A 16725-nucleotide genomic window follows, 5' to 3' on the forward strand; every position below is an offset into this window, starting at 1 on the left:
CCCCTATTAAAATGTTTGGCATTCTTTGTGCATCGCAATATGCTCCATTTCCCTGCGAAAACTGAAGGAGCGCGCCATGACGACGGCTGCCGAGATTCAACACCTCCAAGAACACGGTCTGTATTCCGGTGCCGATGAGCACGACGCCTGCGGCGTCGGCTTCGTCGCCCACATCAAGGGCGAGAAGAGCCACGCCATCGTGCTGCAGGGCCTGAAGATCCTCGAGAACCTCGACCACCGCGGCGCCGTCGGCGCCGACAAGCTGATGGGCGACGGCGCCGGCATCCTGATCCAGCTGCCCGACCTGCTGTATCGCGAAGAAATGGCCAAGCAGGGCGTCACGCTGCCCCCGCCAGGCGAATACGGCGTCGGCATGATCTTCCTGCCGAAGGAGCACGCCTCGCGCGAAGCCTGCGAGCAGGAAATGGAACGCGCCATCAAGGCCGAAGGCCAGGTGCTGCTGGGCTGGCGCGACGTGCCGGTGAACCGCGACATGCCCATGTCGCCCACCGTGCGCGAAAAGGAGCCGCTGCTGCGCCAGATCTTCATCGGCCGCGGCAACGACGTGATCGTGCAGGACGCGCTGGAGCGCAAGCTGTACGTGATCCGCAAGACCGCCAGCGCCAACATCCAGCGCCTGAAGCTCAAGCACAGCAAGGAATACTACGTTCCGAGCATGTCCAGCCGCACCGTGGTCTACAAGGGCCTGCTGCTGGCTGATCAAGTTGGCACCTACTACCTCGACCTGCAGGACAAGCGCTGCGTCTCGGCCCTGGGCCTGGTGCACCAGCGCTTCTCGACCAACACCTTTCCCGAGTGGCCGCTGGCCCACCCGTACCGTTATGTCGCCCACAACGGCGAAATCAACACGGTCAAGGGCAACTACAACTGGATGAAGGCACGTGAAGGCGTGATGTCGTCGCCCGTGCTGGGCCCGGACCTGCAGAAGCTCTACCCGATCAGCTTCGCCGGCCAGTCCGACACCGCCACCTTCGACAACTGCCTCGAGCTGCTGACGATGGCCGGCTACCCCATCAGCCAGGCCGTGATGATGATGATTCCCGAACCCTGGGAACAGCACGCCACCATGGACACGCGCCGCCGCGCGTTCTACGAGTACCACGCCGCCATGCTCGAGCCGTGGGACGGCCCGGCCTCCATCGTGTTCACCGACGGTCGCCAGATCGGCGCCACGCTCGACCGCAACGGCCTGCGTCCCTCGCGCTACTGCGTGACCGACGACGACCTCGTCATCATGGCCTCCGAATCGGGCGTGCTGCCCGTGCCCGAGCAGAAGATCGTGCGCAAGTGGCGCCTGCAGCCCGGCAAGATGTTCCTGATCGACCTGGAGCAGGGCCGCATGATCGACGACGAGGAGGTCAAGGCCACCCTCGCCAACAGCAAGCCCTACAAGCAGTGGATCGAGAACCTGCGCATCAAGCTCGACAGCGTCAAGGCCGAGCCGGCCGCGATCCCCGTGAGCCAGGTCGCGCTGCTCGACCGCCAGCAGGCCTTCGGCTACACGCAGGAAGACATCAAGTTCCTGATGAGCCCGATGGCGCAGGCCGGCGAGGAAGGCATCGGCTCCATGGGCAACGACAGCCCGCTGGCCGTGCTCTCCAGCAAGAACAAGCCGCTGTACAACTACTTCAAGCAGCTGTTCGCGCAGGTCACGAACCCGCCGATCGACCCGATCCGCGAAGCCATCGTGATGTCGCTCGTGTCCTTCATCGGCCCGAAGCCGAACCTGCTGGACATCAACCAGGTCAACCCGCCGATGCGGCTCGAAGTGAGCCAGCCGATCCTCGACTTCGCCGACATGGCGAAGCTGCGCGACATCGGCCGCTATACCCAGGGCAAGTTCAAGAGCTACGTGCTCGACATCACCTACCCGCTGGGCTGGGGTGACGAAGGCGTCGAAGCCAAGCTGGCCTCGCTGTGCGCCGAAGCGGTCGATGCCATCAAGGGCGGCCACAACATCCTGATCGTGAGCGACCGTGGCGTCGGCCCGACGCAGGTGGCGATTCCCGCCGTGCTCGCGCTGTCGGCCGTGCACCAGTACCTCGTGCGTGAAGGCCTGCGCACCACGGCCGGCCTCGTGGTCGAGACCGGTTCGGCGCGCGAAGTGCATCACTTCGGCGTGCTCGCCGGCTATGGCGCCGAAGCCGTGCATCCGTACCTGGCGATGGAAACGCTGGCGGCCATGCACGCCGACCTGCCGGGCGACCTGAGCGCCGACAAGGCGGTCTACAACTACGTCAAGGCCATCGGCAAGGGCCTGTCGAAGATCATGTCGAAGATGGGTGTCAGCACCTACATGAGCTATTGCGGCGCGCAGCTCTTCGAAGCCATCGGCCTGAACACCGAGACGGTCAACAAGTACTTCACCGGTACCGCCAGCCGCGTGGAAGGCATTGGCGTCTTCGAGATCGCCGAAGAAGCCATCCGCATGCACAAGGCCGCCTTCGGCGACGACCCGGTGCTCGCCAACATGCTCGACGCCGGCGGCGAATACGCCTGGCGCACGCGTGGCGAAGAGCACATGTGGACGCCCGACGCCATCGCCAAGCTGCAGCACAGCACGCGCGCCAACAACTGGAACACGTACAAGGAGTACGCCCAGCTCATCAACGACCAGAACCGTCGCCACCTCACGCTGCGCGGCCTGTTCGAGTTCAAGATCGATCCGGCCAAGGCCATTCCGGTCGACGAGGTCGAGGCGGCTGCAGAAATCGTCAAGCGCTTCGCCACCGGCGCGATGTCGCTGGGCTCGATCAGCACCGAGGCGCACGCCACGCTCGCCATTGCCATGAACCGCATCGGCGGCAAGAGCAACACGGGCGAAGGCGGTGAAGACCCCGCGCGCTACCGCAACGAACTCAAGGGCATCCCGATCAAGCAGGGCGATTCGCTCAAGAGCGTGATCGGCGCGGCCAATGTCGAGGTCGACCTGCCGCTGCAGGACGGCGACTCGCTGCGTTCGCGCATCAAGCAGGTGGCTTCGGGCCGCTTCGGCGTCACCGCCGAGTACCTGCACTCGGCCGACCAGATCCAGATCAAGATGGCGCAAGGCGCCAAGCCGGGCGAGGGCGGTCAGCTCCCGGGCGGAAAGGTCACCGAGTACATCGGCAAGCAGCGCTATGCCGTGCCGGGCGTGGGCCTCATCAGCCCGCCGCCGCACCACGACATCTACTCGATCGAGGATCTGGCTCAGCTGATCCACGACCTGAAGAACACCGCGCCGCACGCCAGCATCAGCGTGAAGCTGGTGAGCGAGATCGGCGTGGGCACCATCGCGGCCGGCGTGGCCAAGTGCAAGAGCGACCACGTCGTGATCGCCGGCCATGACGGCGGCACGGGCGCCTCGCCCTGGTCGTCGATCAAGCACGCGGGCAGCCCGTGGGAAATCGGCCTGGCCGAGACGCAGCAGACGCTGGTGCTCAACCGCCTGCGCAGCCGCATCCGCGTGCAGGCCGACGGCCAGATGAAGACCGGCCGCGACGTCGCCATCGGCGCGCTGCTGGGCGCCGACGAGTTCGGCTTCGCCACCGCGCCGCTGGTGGTCGAGGGCTGCATCATGATGCGCAAGTGCCACCTGAACACCTGCCCGGTGGGCGTGGCCACGCAAGACCCGATCCTGCGCAAGAAGTTCTCGGGCAAGCCCGAGCACGTCGTCAACTACTTCTTCTTCGTCGCGGAAGAAGTGCGCCAGATCATGGCCCAGCTGGGCATCCGCAAGTTCGACGACCTGATCGGCCGCGCCGACCTGCTCGACATGCGCAAGGGCATCGAGCACTGGAAGGCTTCGGGCCTGGACTTCAGCCGCCTGTTCGCACTGCCGACCGTGCCGGCCGACGTGCCGCGCTTCCATGTCGAGAACCAGGACCACGGCCTCGAGCGCGCACTCGACGTGAAGCTCATCGAGAAGTCGCGTCCCGCCATCGACAAGGGCGAGAAGGTGCAGTTCATCGAGGTGGCGCGCAACGTCAACCGCTCGGTGGGCGCGATGCTCTCGGGCGCGCTGACCAAGGTGCATCCGCAGGGTCTGCCCGACGATTCGATCCGCATCCAGCTCGAAGGCACGGGCGGCCAGTCGTTCGGCGCCTTCCTGGCACGCGGCATCACGCTGTACCTGATCGGCGACGCCAACGACTACACCGGCAAGGGCCTGTCGGGCGGCCGTGTGGTGGTTCGCCCCAGCCTCGATTTCCGTGGTGAAGCCGCACGCAACACCATCGTCGGCAACACCGCGCTGTACGGCGCGACCACCGGCGAGGCCTACCTGTGTGGCGTGGCCGGAGAACGCTTCGCGGTGCGCCTGTCGGGTGCCACGGCGGTCATCGAAGGCACGGGCGACCACGGTTGCGAATACATGACCGGCGGCACGGTCGCCGTGCTCGGCAAGACGGGCCGCAACTTCGCGGCCGGCATGAGCGGCGGCGTCGCCTTCGTCTACGACGAAGACGGCCAGTTCGCCTCGCGCTGCAACCTCTCGATGGTGTCGCTCGACAAGGTGCTCACCTCGGCCGAACAGACCGCCAGCGTGCATCGCAAGATCTGGCACGGCGGCGAGACCGACGAAGCACAGCTGAAGAAGCTGCTCGAAGAGCACCACCGCTGGACCGGCAGCAAGCGCGCGCGCGAGCTGCTCGACAACTGGGCCGAGTCGCGCACCAAGTTCGTCAAGGTGTTCCCGAACGAGTACAAGCGCGCCCTGGCCGAACTGCACGACCGTCAGGTCGAGCTGGCCAGCAGCGGCAACAACGCCCACGTGGGGCTCGAGCCGCACGCACTGGCCGCACCCGCTGCGCCTGCCACGGCCGCCGTCTGAGCGCGCCATAGATACGAAGAACAGAGGACAGCACGATGGGAAAAATCACCGGCTTCATGGAGCATGAGCGTGTCGAAGAGGGCTACAAGCCCGTCGAAGAACGCGTCAAGCACTACAAGGAATTCGTTGTCGGCCTGGACACCGCGCAAGCCAAGGTACAGGGCGCACGTTGCATGGACTGCGGCACACCGTTCTGCAACAGCGGCTGCCCGGTCAACAACATCATTCCGGACTTCAACGACCTCGTGTACCGCGACGACTGGCAGAACGCCTTCGCGGTGCTCGACTCGACCAACAACTTCCCCGAGTTCACCGGCCGCATCTGCCCCGCACCCTGCGAGGCGGCCTGCGTGCTCAACGTGAACGACGACGCGGTCGGCATCAAGTCGCTGGAGCACGCGATCATCGATCGCGCCTGGGACGAAGGCTGGGTGGCGCCGCGCGTCGCCAAGCACAAGACCGGCAAGAAGGTTGCCGTGGTGGGCGCGGGCCCGGCCGGCATGGCCGCCGCGCAGCAGCTCGCGCGCGCCGGTCACGACGTGACGCTGTTCGAGAAGAACGACCGCATCGGCGGCCTGCTGCGCTACGGCATTCCCGACTTCAAGATGGAGAAGTCGCACATCGATCGCCGCGTCGAGCAGATGAAGGCCGAAGGCGTGGTCTTCCGCACCGGCGTGATGGTCGGTGCCGCGAAGGATCCGCTGGGCAAGGGCTCCAAGGTCACCAACCTGGCCAAGGAAACCATCACGCCCGAGCAGCTGCAGAAGGACTTCGATGCGGTGCTGCTCACCGGCGGCGCCGAGCAATCGCGCGACCTGCCCGTGCCAGGCCGCGACCTCGACGGCATCCATTTCGCGATGGAGTTCCTGCCGCAACAGAACCGCGTCAACGCGGGCGACAAGGTCAAGGGCCAGCTGCGCGCCGACGGCAAGCACGTCATCGTGATCGGCGGCGGCGACACCGGCTCCGACTGCGTCGGCACCAGCAACCGCCACGGCGCCGTGAGCGTCACGCAGTTCGAACTGATGCCGCAGCCGCCGGAAGAAGAAAACCGTCCGCTGACCTGGCCTTACTGGCCGATCAAGCTGCGCACCAGCTCCAGCCACGAAGAAGGCTGCGAGCGCGAGTTTGCCATCTCGACCAAGGAATTCATCGGCGAAAAGGGCAAGGTCACCGGCCTGAAGACCGTTCGCGTCGAATGGAAGGACGGCAAGATGCAGGAAGTGGCCGGCAGCGAGCAGGTCCTCAAGGCCGACCTCGTGCTGCTGGCCATGGGCTTCATCAGCCCCGTGGCCACCGTGCTCGACGCCTTCGGTGTCGAGAAGGACGCCCGCGGCAATGCGCGCGCCACGGTCGACTTCATCGGCGGCTACGCCACGAATGTGCCCAAAGTGTTTGCAGCAGGCGATATTCGCCGCGGCCAGTCACTGGTTGTGTGGGCCATTCGCGAAGGACGTCAAGCGGCCCGCTCGGTAGATGAATTTTTGATGGGATTCAGCCACTTACCACGCTGATTTTTGTTTCAGTGAAGCGGCGCCGTTCACGGCCCCGTTATCATCCGCGGAAACCGCATGCCGGGATGCCTGAGAAGGCGCCCGGCTTTTTTATTGAGATGGACCCAGCCACACCACCGTCTTCCTCCTTCGTCGAGTTCCGCGATGTCACGTTCGGCTACGGCGCGCGCGCGATCCTCGACGGCGTGTCGTTCTCCGTGCCTCGCGGCAAGGTGACGGCGTTGATGGGGGCGTCGGGTGGCGGCAAGACCACCGTGCTGCGCCTGATCGGCGGCCAGCAGCGCGCGCAACGCGGCGAGGTGCTGTTCGACGGGCAGGACGTCGGTCGCTTCGATGTCGCGGCGCTGTACGCAGCGCGGCGCCGCATGGGCATGCTGTTCCAGTTCGGTGCACTGTTCACCGACATCAGCGTGTTCGACAACGTGGCCTTTCCGCTGCGCGAGCACACGCAGTTGTCGGAAGCGCTGGTGCGCGACATCGTGCTCATGAAGCTCGACGCCGTCGGCCTGCGCGGCGCGCGCGACCTGCTGCCCAGCGAGGTGTCGGGCGGCATGGCGCGGCGCGTGGCGCTGGCGCGCGCGATCGCGCTCGACCCCGACCTCGTCATGTACGACGAGCCTTTTGCGGGGCTCGACCCGATCTCGCTCGGCACGGCCGCGCGATTGATCCGGCAGCTCAACGATGCGCTCGGTCTCACTAGCATCATCGTGTCGCACGACCTTGAAGAAACCTTCCGCATCGCGGACCACGTGATCATCCTGGCCAACGGCGGCATCGCCGCACAGGGGCGGCCCGAGGAGGTGCGTGAGAGCGCCGATCCGCTGGTGCATCAGTTCGTCAACGCGTTGCCTGACGGGCCGGTTCGGTTTCACTACCCCGGTGTCAGCATCGAAGCCGATTTCGGCAATGGTGAAGGGGGGCGCTCATGAGCTGGTGGAAGCCCGCCGATGTCGGCTTTGCCGTGCGCAGCCAGCTGGCCGACATGGGCCATGCTGCCAAACTCTTCCTGCGCCTGCTCGGCCCGGGCGCGCAGATCATGCGCCGTTTCGGGCTGGTGCGTGACCAGATCCATTTCCTTGGCAACTACTCGCTCGCGATCATCGGCGTGTCGGGCCTGTTCGTGGGCTTCGTGCTGGGACTGCAGATGTACTACGCGCTGCAGCGCTACGGCTCGTCCGAAGCACTCGGCCTGCTGGTGGCGCTGAGCCTCGTGCGCGAACTGGGACCTGTGGTGGCGGCCTTGCTGTTCACCGGCCGGGCCGGCACTTCGTTGACGGCCGAGATCGGCCTCATGAAAGCCAACGAGCAGTTGAGTGCGATGGAGATGATGGCGGTCGATCCGGTGCAGCGCATCCTTGCGCCGCGCTTCTGGGCCGGCGTCATCACCATGCCGCTGCTGGCGGCCGTGTTCAGCGCGGTCGGCATCATGGGCGGCTACGTCGTGGGCGTGATGATGCTGGGTGTCGACCCCGGCGCGTTCTGGGGCCAGATGCAAGGCGGCGTCGATGTCTGGCGCGACGTCGGCAACGGCGTCATCAAGAGCATCGTGTTCGGTTTCACCGTGACCTTCGTCGCGCTGCTGCAGGGTTTCGAGGCCCAGCCGACGCCCGAAGGCGTGTCGCGCGCGACCACGCGGACCGTGGTGATGGCGTCGCTGGCGGTCTTGGGGCTGGACTTCCTGCTCACCGCCATGATGTTCAGTATCTAAAAGGGCCCCGGCCCCATCGTTCTAGAGAGTGCAAACCATGCAACGTTCCACCAACGACATCTGGGTCGGCCTGTTCGTGCTGATCGGCGGCGCCGCCTTGCTGTTCCTGGCGCTGCAGTCGGCCAACCTGCTGAGCCTGAACTTCCAGAAGACCTACACGGTGACCGCGCGTTTCGACAACATCGGCGGACTCAAGCCCCAGACAGCGGTCAAGAGCGCTGGCGTGGTGGTCGGTCGTGTGGAATCCATCGCGTTCAACGACAAGGCCTTTCAGGCCGACGTGACGCTGGCGCTGCAAAACCGTTACAGTTTTCCCAAGGACAGCTCGCTCAAGATCCTGACCAGTGGCCTGCTCGGTGAGCAGTACATCGGCATCGAGGCGGGCGCCGAGGAAAAGAACCTGCAAGCCGGCGACACCATCACCGCGACCCAATCGGCCGTGGTGCTGGAGAACCTGATCAGCCAGTTCCTGTACAGCAAGGCCGCCGACGGGAGTACGGCGCCGGGAACAGCCAATAAGAAATGACCACACGACTTCTTTCGTCGAATGCTATTAAAAGTGTAGCTAGCTCCGCCCGCTGGGCCACCGCAACTGCCTGTCTTGCGCTCGTTGCCGGATGTGCCACCGGACCCGGCGCGAGCCCGGCCGACCCCTTCGAGCCCTTCAACCGCGGCGTGACGCGCTTCAACGACACCGTCGACGAGGCGGTGCTGGAGCCCGTGGCCAGCACCTACCAGAAGGTGGTGCCCTCGCTGGTGCGCCAGGGCGTGACCAACTTCTTCAGCAACCTGGGCGACGTCTGGAGCCTGGCCAACAACGTGGCCCAGCTCAAGCTGCAGAACAGCGCCGAGACCTTCATGCGGCTGAACGTGAACACCTTCTTCGGGCTGGGCGGCCTGCTCGACGTCGCCTCCGAGGCGCGGCTGCCGCGCCACGAGGAAGACTTCGGCCAGACGCTGGGCTACTGGGGTGTGGGCGCCGGCCCGTACGTCGTGCTGCCGCTGCTCGGGCCGTCCACGCTGCGCGACACCATCGCCCGGCCGCTCGACATGTACGGCGACGCGCAGGGCCACATCCACGACATCGCCTGGCGCAACTCGCTGGCCGTCCTGCGCGTGGTCGACACGCGCTCGCGCTACCTGGGCGCGACCCGCCTGCTCGACGACGCGGCGCTCGACAAGTACTCGTTCACGCGCGACGCGTTCCTGCAGCGCCGCCGCAATCAGGTCTACGACGGCAATCCGCCGGACGACGACAACGCCGGCAAGTGATGGCGGCGCGGCGGACGGGAAGCCTGCTTGCATCCGGTTGCAGGCTTCACCTCCGCTTCAGGAACCCGGTCGGCCTGGCGCCTGTCGAAACCGTTCCTGTCTCAGCACGAGGCCGTTTGCCGCCCTGTGCCGGGAAGACAATTCAACCTGAGGGACTCACCATGAACAACAAGATCTTGCTGCAACGACGCGACATGGGCCGCCTGGCATTGGCTGGCGCACTGCTTTTCGGGGCCGCCACCGCCTTCGTGCACCAGCCTGCCCATGCGGCCGACGAGGCTCCCGACGCGCTCGTCAAGCGCCTGTCGACCGACGTGCTGGAGACCATCAAGGCCGACGCGTCGATCAAGGCCGGTGACATCAACAAGATCATGCTGCTGGTCGACAGCAAGATCATGCCCAACGTCAACTTCCAGCGCATGACCGCCTCGGCTGTCGGTCCGGCCTGGCGCCAGGCCACGCCCGAGCAGCAAAAGCGCCTGCAGGACGAGTTCAAGACCCTGCTGGTGCGCACCTACGCCGGCGCGCTCGACCAGGTGAGCGACCAGACCGTCACCATCCGCCCGTTCCGTGGTGCGCCCACCGACACCGACGTGCTCGTGCGCACCGAGGTCAAGGGCCGCGGCGATCCGGTGCAGCTCGACTACCGTCTCGAGAAGACGCCGGGCCAGGGCGCCGGCTGGAAGGTCTACAACCTGAATGTGCTGGGCGTCTGGCTGGTCGACACCTACCGCACCCAGTTCGCGCAGGAAATCAACAAGAGCGGCATCGATGGCCTGATTGGCGTGCTGGCCGCGCGCAACAAGAGCAACGGCAAGGGCTGACGGGGCGCACGCCATGCTGGTCCTTCCCTCCAGGCTCACCCACGACGAGGCTCCCGCCTGCATGCGCATGCTGCAGCAGGGGCTCAAGGGCCAGACCGACTCGACCTCCACCGTGGTCGACGCCACGGCGCTGGCCCAGTTCGACTCCTCCGCGCTGGCGGTACTGCTCGAATGCCGGCGCGAATCGAGCGCGCTGGGCCGGGGGTTCTCGGTCAAGGGCCTGTCGCCGCGTCTGCGTGAGTTGGCCGCGCTGTACGGCATTGCAGGCCTTTTGCCCGCCGCGCCCTGAAAAAGTAACAGCCCCGTAAAATCGCGGGCTCCCATGCCCGCGATCTCATTCCAGTCGGTCTCCAAGACCTACCCTCCCTCCCGTCAGCAACGCGCCCAAGGCAAGCAGGGGCTGCGCGCGGTCGACGAGGTTTCCTTCCAGATCGAGCCGGGCGAGTTCTTCGGCCTGCTCGGCCCCAACGGCGCGGGCAAGACCACCCTGATCAGCATGCTCGCGGGCCTGTCGCGGCCCACGGCGGGTGCGATCAGCGTGCACGGCTTCGACGTGCAGCGGGACTACGCCGAAGCCCGGCGCCAGCTCGGCATCGTGCCGCAGGAGCTGGTGTTCGACCCCTTCTTCAACGTGCGCGAGTCGCTGCGCATCCAGTCGGGCTACTTCGGCATCAAGAACAACGAAGCCTGGATCGACGAGTTGCTGCAGAGCCTGGGTCTGGCCGACAAGGCCACGGCCAACATGCGCCAGCTCTCGGGCGGCATGAAGCGCCGCGTGCTGGTGGCGCAGGCGCTGGTCCACAAGCCACCGGTGATCGTGCTCGACGAGCCCACCGCCGGTGTCGACGTCGAGCTGCGGCAGACGCTCTGGCAGTTCGTCGCGAAGCTCAACAAGCAGGGCAGCACCGTGCTGTTGACCACCCATTACCTCGAAGAGGCCGAGGCGCTGTGCAGCCGCATCGCGATGCTCAAGCTCGGCAAGGTGATCGCGCTCGACCGCACCAGCGAGCTGCTGAAGTCGGCCGCGAGCAACGTGCTGCGCTTCAAGACCGACGCCATGCTGCCCTGGGCGATCGCCCAGCACGCGCGCATCACCGGGCGCATCGTGCAGCTGCCGGCGCAGAACGCGCATGAAGTCGAACAATTGCTGGCCGCGATCCGCGAAGCCGGCGTCGCGGTGGAAGATGTGGAAATGCGCAAGGCCGACCTGGAAGACGTGTTCATCGACCTGATGGCAGGCGAGCAGACGCCGCTGGAGGTGTCGCGATGATGGCCGTCACGGGTTGGCGCGCGCTGCTCTACAAAGAGACCCTGCGCTTCTGGAAGGTCGGCTTCCAGACCGTCGGCGCGCCGGTGCTCACCGCGCTGCTGTACCTCATGGTGTTCGGCCATGTGCTCGAAGGCCGCGTCACGGTCTATGGCACCGTCGGCTACACCGCTTTCCTGATTCCCGGCCTCGTGATGATGAGCGTGTTGCAGAACGCGTTCGCGAACAGCTCGTCCTCGATCATCCAGAGCAAGATCATGGGCAACCTCGTGTTCGTGCTGCTCACGCCGCTGTCGCACTGGGGCTGGTTCTTCGCCTACGTGGGCTCCTCGGTGATCCGCGGGTTGGCCGTGGGCCTGGGCGTGTTCGCGGTGACGGTCTTCTTCGCGGTGCCGAGCTTCGTGGCGCCGGTCTGGATCGTGGTGTTCGCGCTGTTGGGCGCCGCCATGCTCGGCACGCTGGGGCTGATCGCCGGGCTCTGGGCCGAGAAGTTCGACCAGATGGCCGTGTTCCAAAATTTCCTGATCATGCCCATGACCTTCCTGTCGGGCGTGTTCTATTCGATCGGCTCGCTGCCGCCGTTCTGGCAATCGGTGAGCCACCTGAACCCCTTCTTCTACATGATCGACGGTTTCCGTTATGGCTTCTTCGGGGTGAGCGATGCCTCTCCCTGGCTGAGCTTCGGGATCGTCGGCACCGCCTGGCTGGTGGTGAGCGCCATCGCTGTCCACCTGCTTCGCATCGGCTACAAAATCCGCGGCTGAAGTCATGACTCTCCCCCAGTCTTCGCGCACTTCGTGTCGCTACGCCAACCCCCTTCCGGGGGCAACACCTGCGGCCCGGCAAAGCCGGTTCCGCGGTGTTTCCCGATGAATACCTATTCCAATGACCGCTGACGAACTCCAAGCCATCATCGCTGCCCATCTCCCGTGCGAGCACATCACGCTCGAGGGCGACGGCCGACATTGGTACGCGACCATCGTCTCGGCCGAATTCGAGGGCAAGCGCGCCATCCAGCGCCACCAGCGGGTCTACGCCACCCTCGGTGCGAAAATGCATACCGACGAGGTGCATGCGCTCTCGATGAAGACCTACACGCCGGCCGAATGGGCGGCAGTGGACAAATGACTTTCCGGCCCTGGCGGGCCTCCTGATTTCGCTGGATCCTTCATGGACAAACTTCTGATTCGCGGCGGGCGAGAGCTCCGCGGCGAAGTGCTCATTTCCGGCGCCAAGAACGCTGCGCTGCCCGAGCTGTGCGCGGCGCTGCTGACCGACCAGCCCGTGGTGCTGCACAACGTGCCGCGCCTGCAGGACGTGTCGACCATGCTCAAGCTGGTGCGCAACATGGGCGTGACGGCCGAGCGTGACGACAACGGCACCGTGCGCCTGAACGCCGGCGCGCTCGGCAACCCCGAGGCCCCCTATGAACTCGTGAAGACCATGCGCGCCTCGGTGCTGGCCCTGGGCCCGCTGCTGGCGCGCTTCGGCCACGCCAAGGTCTCGCTGCCGGGCGGCTGCGCCATTGGTTCGCGACCGGTCGACCAGCACATCAAGGGCCTGCAGGCCATGGGCGCAGAGATCGTGGTCGATCACGGCTACATGGTCGCGCGCCTGCCCGAAGGCCGCACGCGGCTGAAGGGCGCGCGCATCCTGACCGACATGGTCACGGTCACCGGCACCGAGAACTTCCTGATGGCGGCCGCGCTGGCCGAGGGCGAGACGCTGCTGGAGAACGCCGCGCAGGAGCCCGAGATCGTCGACCTGGCCGAAATGCTGATCCGCATGGGCGCGAAGATCGAAGGCCACGGCACCAGCCACATCCGCATCCAGGGCGTCGAGAAGCTGAACGGCTGCGAGCACGCCGTGGTGGCCGACCGCATCGAGGCGGGCACTTTCCTGTGTGCCGTGGCAGCCACGGGCGGCGAGGCCTTCCTGCGCCATGCGCGCGGCGACCACCTCGACGCCGTGATCGACAAGCTGCGCGAAGCCGGCTGCACGGTCGTGACGGAGCCGGACGGCATCCGCATCGGCTCGCAAGGCCCGGCCTACGACCACCTGAAGGCGCAGAGCTTCAGCACCACCGAGTACCCCGGCTTCCCGACCGACATGCAGGCCCAGTTCATGGCCCTGAACGTGATCGCGCGTGGCGCCTCGATGGTCACCGAGACCATCTTCGAGAACCGCTTCATGCACGTGAACGAGATGGTGCGCCTGGGCGCGCGCATCCACGTCGAAGGCAAGGTGGCGATGGTCGAGGGCGTGCAGCAGCTCTCGGGCGCCACCGTGATGGCCACTGACCTGCGCGCCTCCGCCAGCCTCGTCATCGCCGGCCTCGTGGCCGAGGGCGAGACGCTGGTCGATCGCATCTATCACCTCGATCGGGGCTATGACCGCATGGAAGCCAAACTCCGCGCCCTGGGCGCCGACATTGAACGCGTGACCGGAGCCGCCGCATGATCACCCTGGCTCTTTCCAAAGGCCGCATCTTCGAAGAGACGATGCCCCTGCTGGCCGCCGCCGGCATCGAGGTCACCGAAGACCCCGAGAAGTCGCGCAAGCTCATCCTGGAAACCACCCGCCCCGACGTGCGCGTGGTGCTGGTGCGCGCCTCCGACGTGCCCACCTACGTGCAGTACGGCGGCGCCGACCTCGGCGTGACCGGCCTCGACGTGCTGCTCGAGCACGGCAACCAGGGCCTGTACCAGCCGCTGGACCTGCGCATCGCGGCCTGCCGCCTCAGCGTGGCCGTGCGCGCCGACTACGACTACGCCTCGGCCGTGAAGCAGGGCTCGCGCCTGCGCGTGGCCACCAAGTACGTGGGCCTGGCGCGCGACTTCTTTGCCACCAAGGGCGTGCACGTCGACCTGATCAAGCTCTACGGCAGCATGGAGCTGGCGCCGCTCACGGGCCTGGCCGATGCCATCGTCGACCTGGTCTCGACCGGCAACACGCTCAAGGCCAACCATCTCGTCGAGGTGGAACGCATCATGGACATCAGCGCCCGGCTGGTCGTCAACCAGGCCGCGCTCAAGCTCAAGCGCGAACCCATCCGCCGCATCATCGACGCCTTCGCGTCAGCCATTCCCTCCGCCTGAACCTCAAGCACATGACTCTGCAAGCAGCCCCCGCCCGACTGTCCACGAACTCAGCCAGCTTCGACGCTGAATTCAAGGCGCGGCTGCATTGGTCCGCGGACGACGACGCGGCCATCGAGAAGGTGGTGGCCGACATCCTGGCCGACGTGCAAACGCGCGGCGACGAGGCGGTGCTCGAGTACACGAACCGCTTCGACAAGCTCGGCGCGAAGACGCTGCCGGAGCTGGAGCTGACGCAGGCCGAACTGAAGGCCGCCTTCGAATCGCTGCCCGCCGCGCAGCGCGATGCGCTCGAAGCCGCCGCGCGCCGTGTACGCAGCTACCACGAGGCGCAGAAGAAGGCCTCCGGCGAAAGCTGGAGCTACCGCGACGCCGATGGCACGCTGCTCGGCCAGAAGGTCACGCCGCTCGACCGCGTGGGCATCTACGTGCCGGGCGGCAAGGCCGCCTACCCGTCGAGCGTGTTGATGAACGCCATTCCCGCGCACGTCGCGGGTGTGGGCGAGATCATCATGGTCGTGCCGACCCCCAAGGGCGAGAAGAACCAGCTCGTGCTTGCCGCCGCCTACGTGGCCGGCGTGACGCGCGGCTTCACCATCGGCGGCGCGCAGGCCGTGGCCGCGCTGGCCTATGGCACCGCCACCGTGCCCGCTGTCGACAAGATCACCGGCCCCGGCAACGCCTACGTGGCCGCCGCCAAGCGCCGCGTGTTCGGTACCGTGGGCATCGACATGATCGCGGGCCCGAGCGAGATCCTGGTGCTGGCCGACGGCTCCACGCCGCCCGACTGGGTGGCCATGGACCTGTTCAGCCAGGCCGAACACGATGAGCTGGCGCAGAGCATTCTGCTGTGCCCCGACGCCGCCTACATCGACCGTGTACAGGCCGAGATCGACCGCCTGCTGCCGACCATGCCGCGCGCCGAGATCATCGCCGCCTCGCTCAACGGCCGTGGCGCGCTGATCCACACGCAAAGCATGGAAGAGGCCTGCGAGATCAGCAACCGCATCGCGCCCGAACACCTGGAAGTGAGCAGCAGCGAGCCGCACCGCTGGGAGCCGCTGCTGCGCCACGCCGGCGCGATCTTCCTGGGCAACTTCACGAGCGAGAGCCTGGGCGACTACTGCGCTGGCCCGAACCACGTGCTGCCGACCAGCGGCACGGCGCGCTTCTCGAGCCCGCTGGGCGTCTACGACTTCCAGAAGCGCTCCAGCCTCATCGAAGTGAGCGAGGCCGGCGCGCAGGTGCTGGGCCCGATCGCCGTCACGCTGGCCGAAGGCGAGGGCCTGCAGGCCCACGCAGAAGCTGCGCGGATGCGCCTGCGTAAGATCTGAGGCTCCAACAACCCCGCTTCAGGGAGGAGCACGCCAGATGATTCAACATCTCTATCGTTCGCGATTTTTCCGCTTTGCCACCGGCCTCATTGCCGGTGCCGCCTTGCTGGCCGCCTGCAACCAGATGCCGCAGACGCGCACCGAGACGGCTGCGATGTCCGCCACCTCCAGTGCTGCAAAGCCCGCACCCGCGCCGGCCCAGCTCGGCACGCAATGGGGCGAGGGCATCGAGTCGAAGACCCGCACGGTCCATGCCAAGCGCCTGTCCGACCAGCCCGACGACGTGGCCTCGCTCGGCTACAACGACGCGGCCAGCGTGCGCCGCGATGCGGGCAGCAACCCCGAGCGCCGGCTCAACCTGCAACTGGCCCAGGGCGACGTCGAATGGTCGGTGCTCGACGAGAACGGCCGTCCGTTGCCGCTGCAGCGCGCACGCCGCAGCCACAGCGATGACATGTTCCGCCTCGCCGGCGTCGAGGGTGCGCGCTACACGCTGCGCTTTCGCAACCTCAGCGACCGCAGCTACGAGGTGATCGCCACCGTCGACGGCCTGGATGTGCTCAATGGCAAGCCCGGCAGCCTGCGCAACGGTGGCTACGTGCTGCGCCCGCAGCAGACGCTCAACATCGAGGGTTTCCGCAAGAGCCAGAGCGAAGTGGCTGCCTTCCGTTTCGCCGTGCCGGGCCGTGCCTACGCCGCGAACACCGAAGCCGGCGACGTGCGCAACATCGGCGTGATCGGCGCCGCGCTGTTCGAGCTCGAAGAGCCGAACGCACCGCGCCGCACCCGCCGCGATGCCTCGCCGTCGCAGCCCAGCGCTTTCCCCGCCGACGGCACGTACGCCCCGCCGCCGCGCTACCGCAAGTAAACCCGTGAG

15 protein-coding genes are annotated in these 16725 nt (G+C 66.5%); all 15 read left to right on the forward strand.

All coding sequences use genetic code 11. The features are described 5' to 3' along the window. Nucleotides 1-76 precede the first annotated feature (76 nt). Nucleotides 77-4831 carry a glutamate synthase-related protein gene (locus D3H34_RS14745; protein ID WP_119554255.1) on the forward strand — a complete coding sequence of 1585 codons (4755 nt, stop codon included), beginning with the start codon at nucleotides 77-79 and terminating at the stop codon, nucleotides 4829-4831. Nucleotides 4832-4866: 35 nt separating this feature from the next. Beyond that, nucleotides 4867-6345 carry a glutamate synthase subunit beta gene (locus D3H34_RS14750; protein WP_119554256.1) on the forward strand — a complete coding sequence of 493 codons (1479 nt, stop codon included), beginning with the start codon at nucleotides 4867-4869 and terminating at the stop codon, nucleotides 6343-6345. 65 nt (nucleotides 6346-6410) lie between these two features. After that, nucleotides 6411-7274 carry an ABC transporter ATP-binding protein gene (locus tag D3H34_RS14755; protein WP_119554257.1) on the forward strand — a complete coding sequence of 288 codons (864 nt, stop codon included), beginning with the start codon at nucleotides 6411-6413 and terminating at the stop codon, nucleotides 7272-7274. Continuing rightward, on the forward strand, nucleotides 7271-8053 hold the full coding sequence (mlaE, locus tag D3H34_RS14760) for a lipid asymmetry maintenance ABC transporter permease subunit MlaE (RefSeq protein WP_119554258.1): 783 nt from the start codon (nucleotides 7271-7273) through the stop codon (nucleotides 8051-8053). Before D3H34_RS14755 ends, mlaE begins: the two co-directional genes overlap by 4 nt. A 37-nt stretch (nucleotides 8054-8090) precedes the next feature. Further along, nucleotides 8091-8579, forward strand: coding sequence for an outer membrane lipid asymmetry maintenance protein MlaD (gene mlaD, locus D3H34_RS14765; RefSeq protein ID WP_101491008.1), 489 nt, complete (start codon nucleotides 8091-8093; stop codon nucleotides 8577-8579). Further along, nucleotides 8576-9325: an MlaA family lipoprotein gene (locus D3H34_RS14770; protein ID WP_119554259.1), complete on the forward strand. Its 750-nt coding sequence runs from the start codon at nucleotides 8576-8578 to the stop codon at nucleotides 9323-9325. Before mlaD ends, D3H34_RS14770 begins: the two co-directional genes overlap by 4 nt. Before the next feature lie 161 nt (nucleotides 9326-9486). Beyond that, on the forward strand, nucleotides 9487-10149 hold the full coding sequence (locus tag D3H34_RS14775; RefSeq protein ID WP_119554260.1) for an MlaC/ttg2D family ABC transporter substrate-binding protein: 663 nt from the start codon (nucleotides 9487-9489) through the stop codon (nucleotides 10147-10149). Next, nucleotides 10106-10438, forward strand: a complete 333-nt coding sequence (locus tag D3H34_RS14780) for an STAS domain-containing protein (RefSeq protein ID WP_350308481.1) — start codon at nucleotides 10106-10108, stop codon at nucleotides 10436-10438. Before D3H34_RS14775 ends, D3H34_RS14780 begins: the two co-directional genes overlap by 44 nt. Nucleotides 10439-10471: 33 nt before the next feature. Continuing rightward, entirely contained in the window at nucleotides 10472-11419 is a 948-nt protein-coding gene (locus D3H34_RS14785) for an ABC transporter ATP-binding protein (protein WP_070059934.1), read from the forward strand. Continuing rightward, on the forward strand, nucleotides 11416-12180 hold the full coding sequence (locus D3H34_RS14790; RefSeq protein WP_119554262.1) for an ABC transporter permease: 765 nt from the start codon (nucleotides 11416-11418) through the stop codon (nucleotides 12178-12180). Before D3H34_RS14785 ends, D3H34_RS14790 begins: the two co-directional genes overlap by 4 nt. A 121-nt stretch (nucleotides 12181-12301) precedes the next feature. Further along, complete coding sequence (locus D3H34_RS14795; protein ID WP_062471708.1) at nucleotides 12302-12544, forward strand: BolA family protein; 243 nt, start codon at nucleotides 12302-12304, stop codon at nucleotides 12542-12544. 42 nt (nucleotides 12545-12586) lie between these two features. Next, entirely contained in the window at nucleotides 12587-13876 is a 1290-nt protein-coding gene (gene murA / locus D3H34_RS14800) for a UDP-N-acetylglucosamine 1-carboxyvinyltransferase (RefSeq protein WP_119554263.1), read from the forward strand. Continuing rightward, on the forward strand, nucleotides 13873-14514 hold the full coding sequence (gene hisG, locus D3H34_RS14805; RefSeq protein WP_119554264.1) for an ATP phosphoribosyltransferase: 642 nt from the start codon (nucleotides 13873-13875) through the stop codon (nucleotides 14512-14514). Before murA ends, hisG begins: the two co-directional genes overlap by 4 nt. A gap of 11 nt (nucleotides 14515-14525) precedes the next feature. Further along, entirely contained in the window at nucleotides 14526-15848 is a 1323-nt protein-coding gene (gene hisD, locus D3H34_RS14810) for a histidinol dehydrogenase (protein WP_119554265.1), read from the forward strand. Between the two features lie 37 nt (nucleotides 15849-15885). Continuing rightward, nucleotides 15886-16716, forward strand: coding sequence for a hypothetical protein (locus D3H34_RS14815; protein ID WP_119554266.1), 831 nt, complete (start codon nucleotides 15886-15888; stop codon nucleotides 16714-16716). The last annotated feature ends 9 nt before the right edge of the window (nucleotides 16717-16725 follow it).

This window comes from Acidovorax cavernicola (assembly GCF_003581445.1).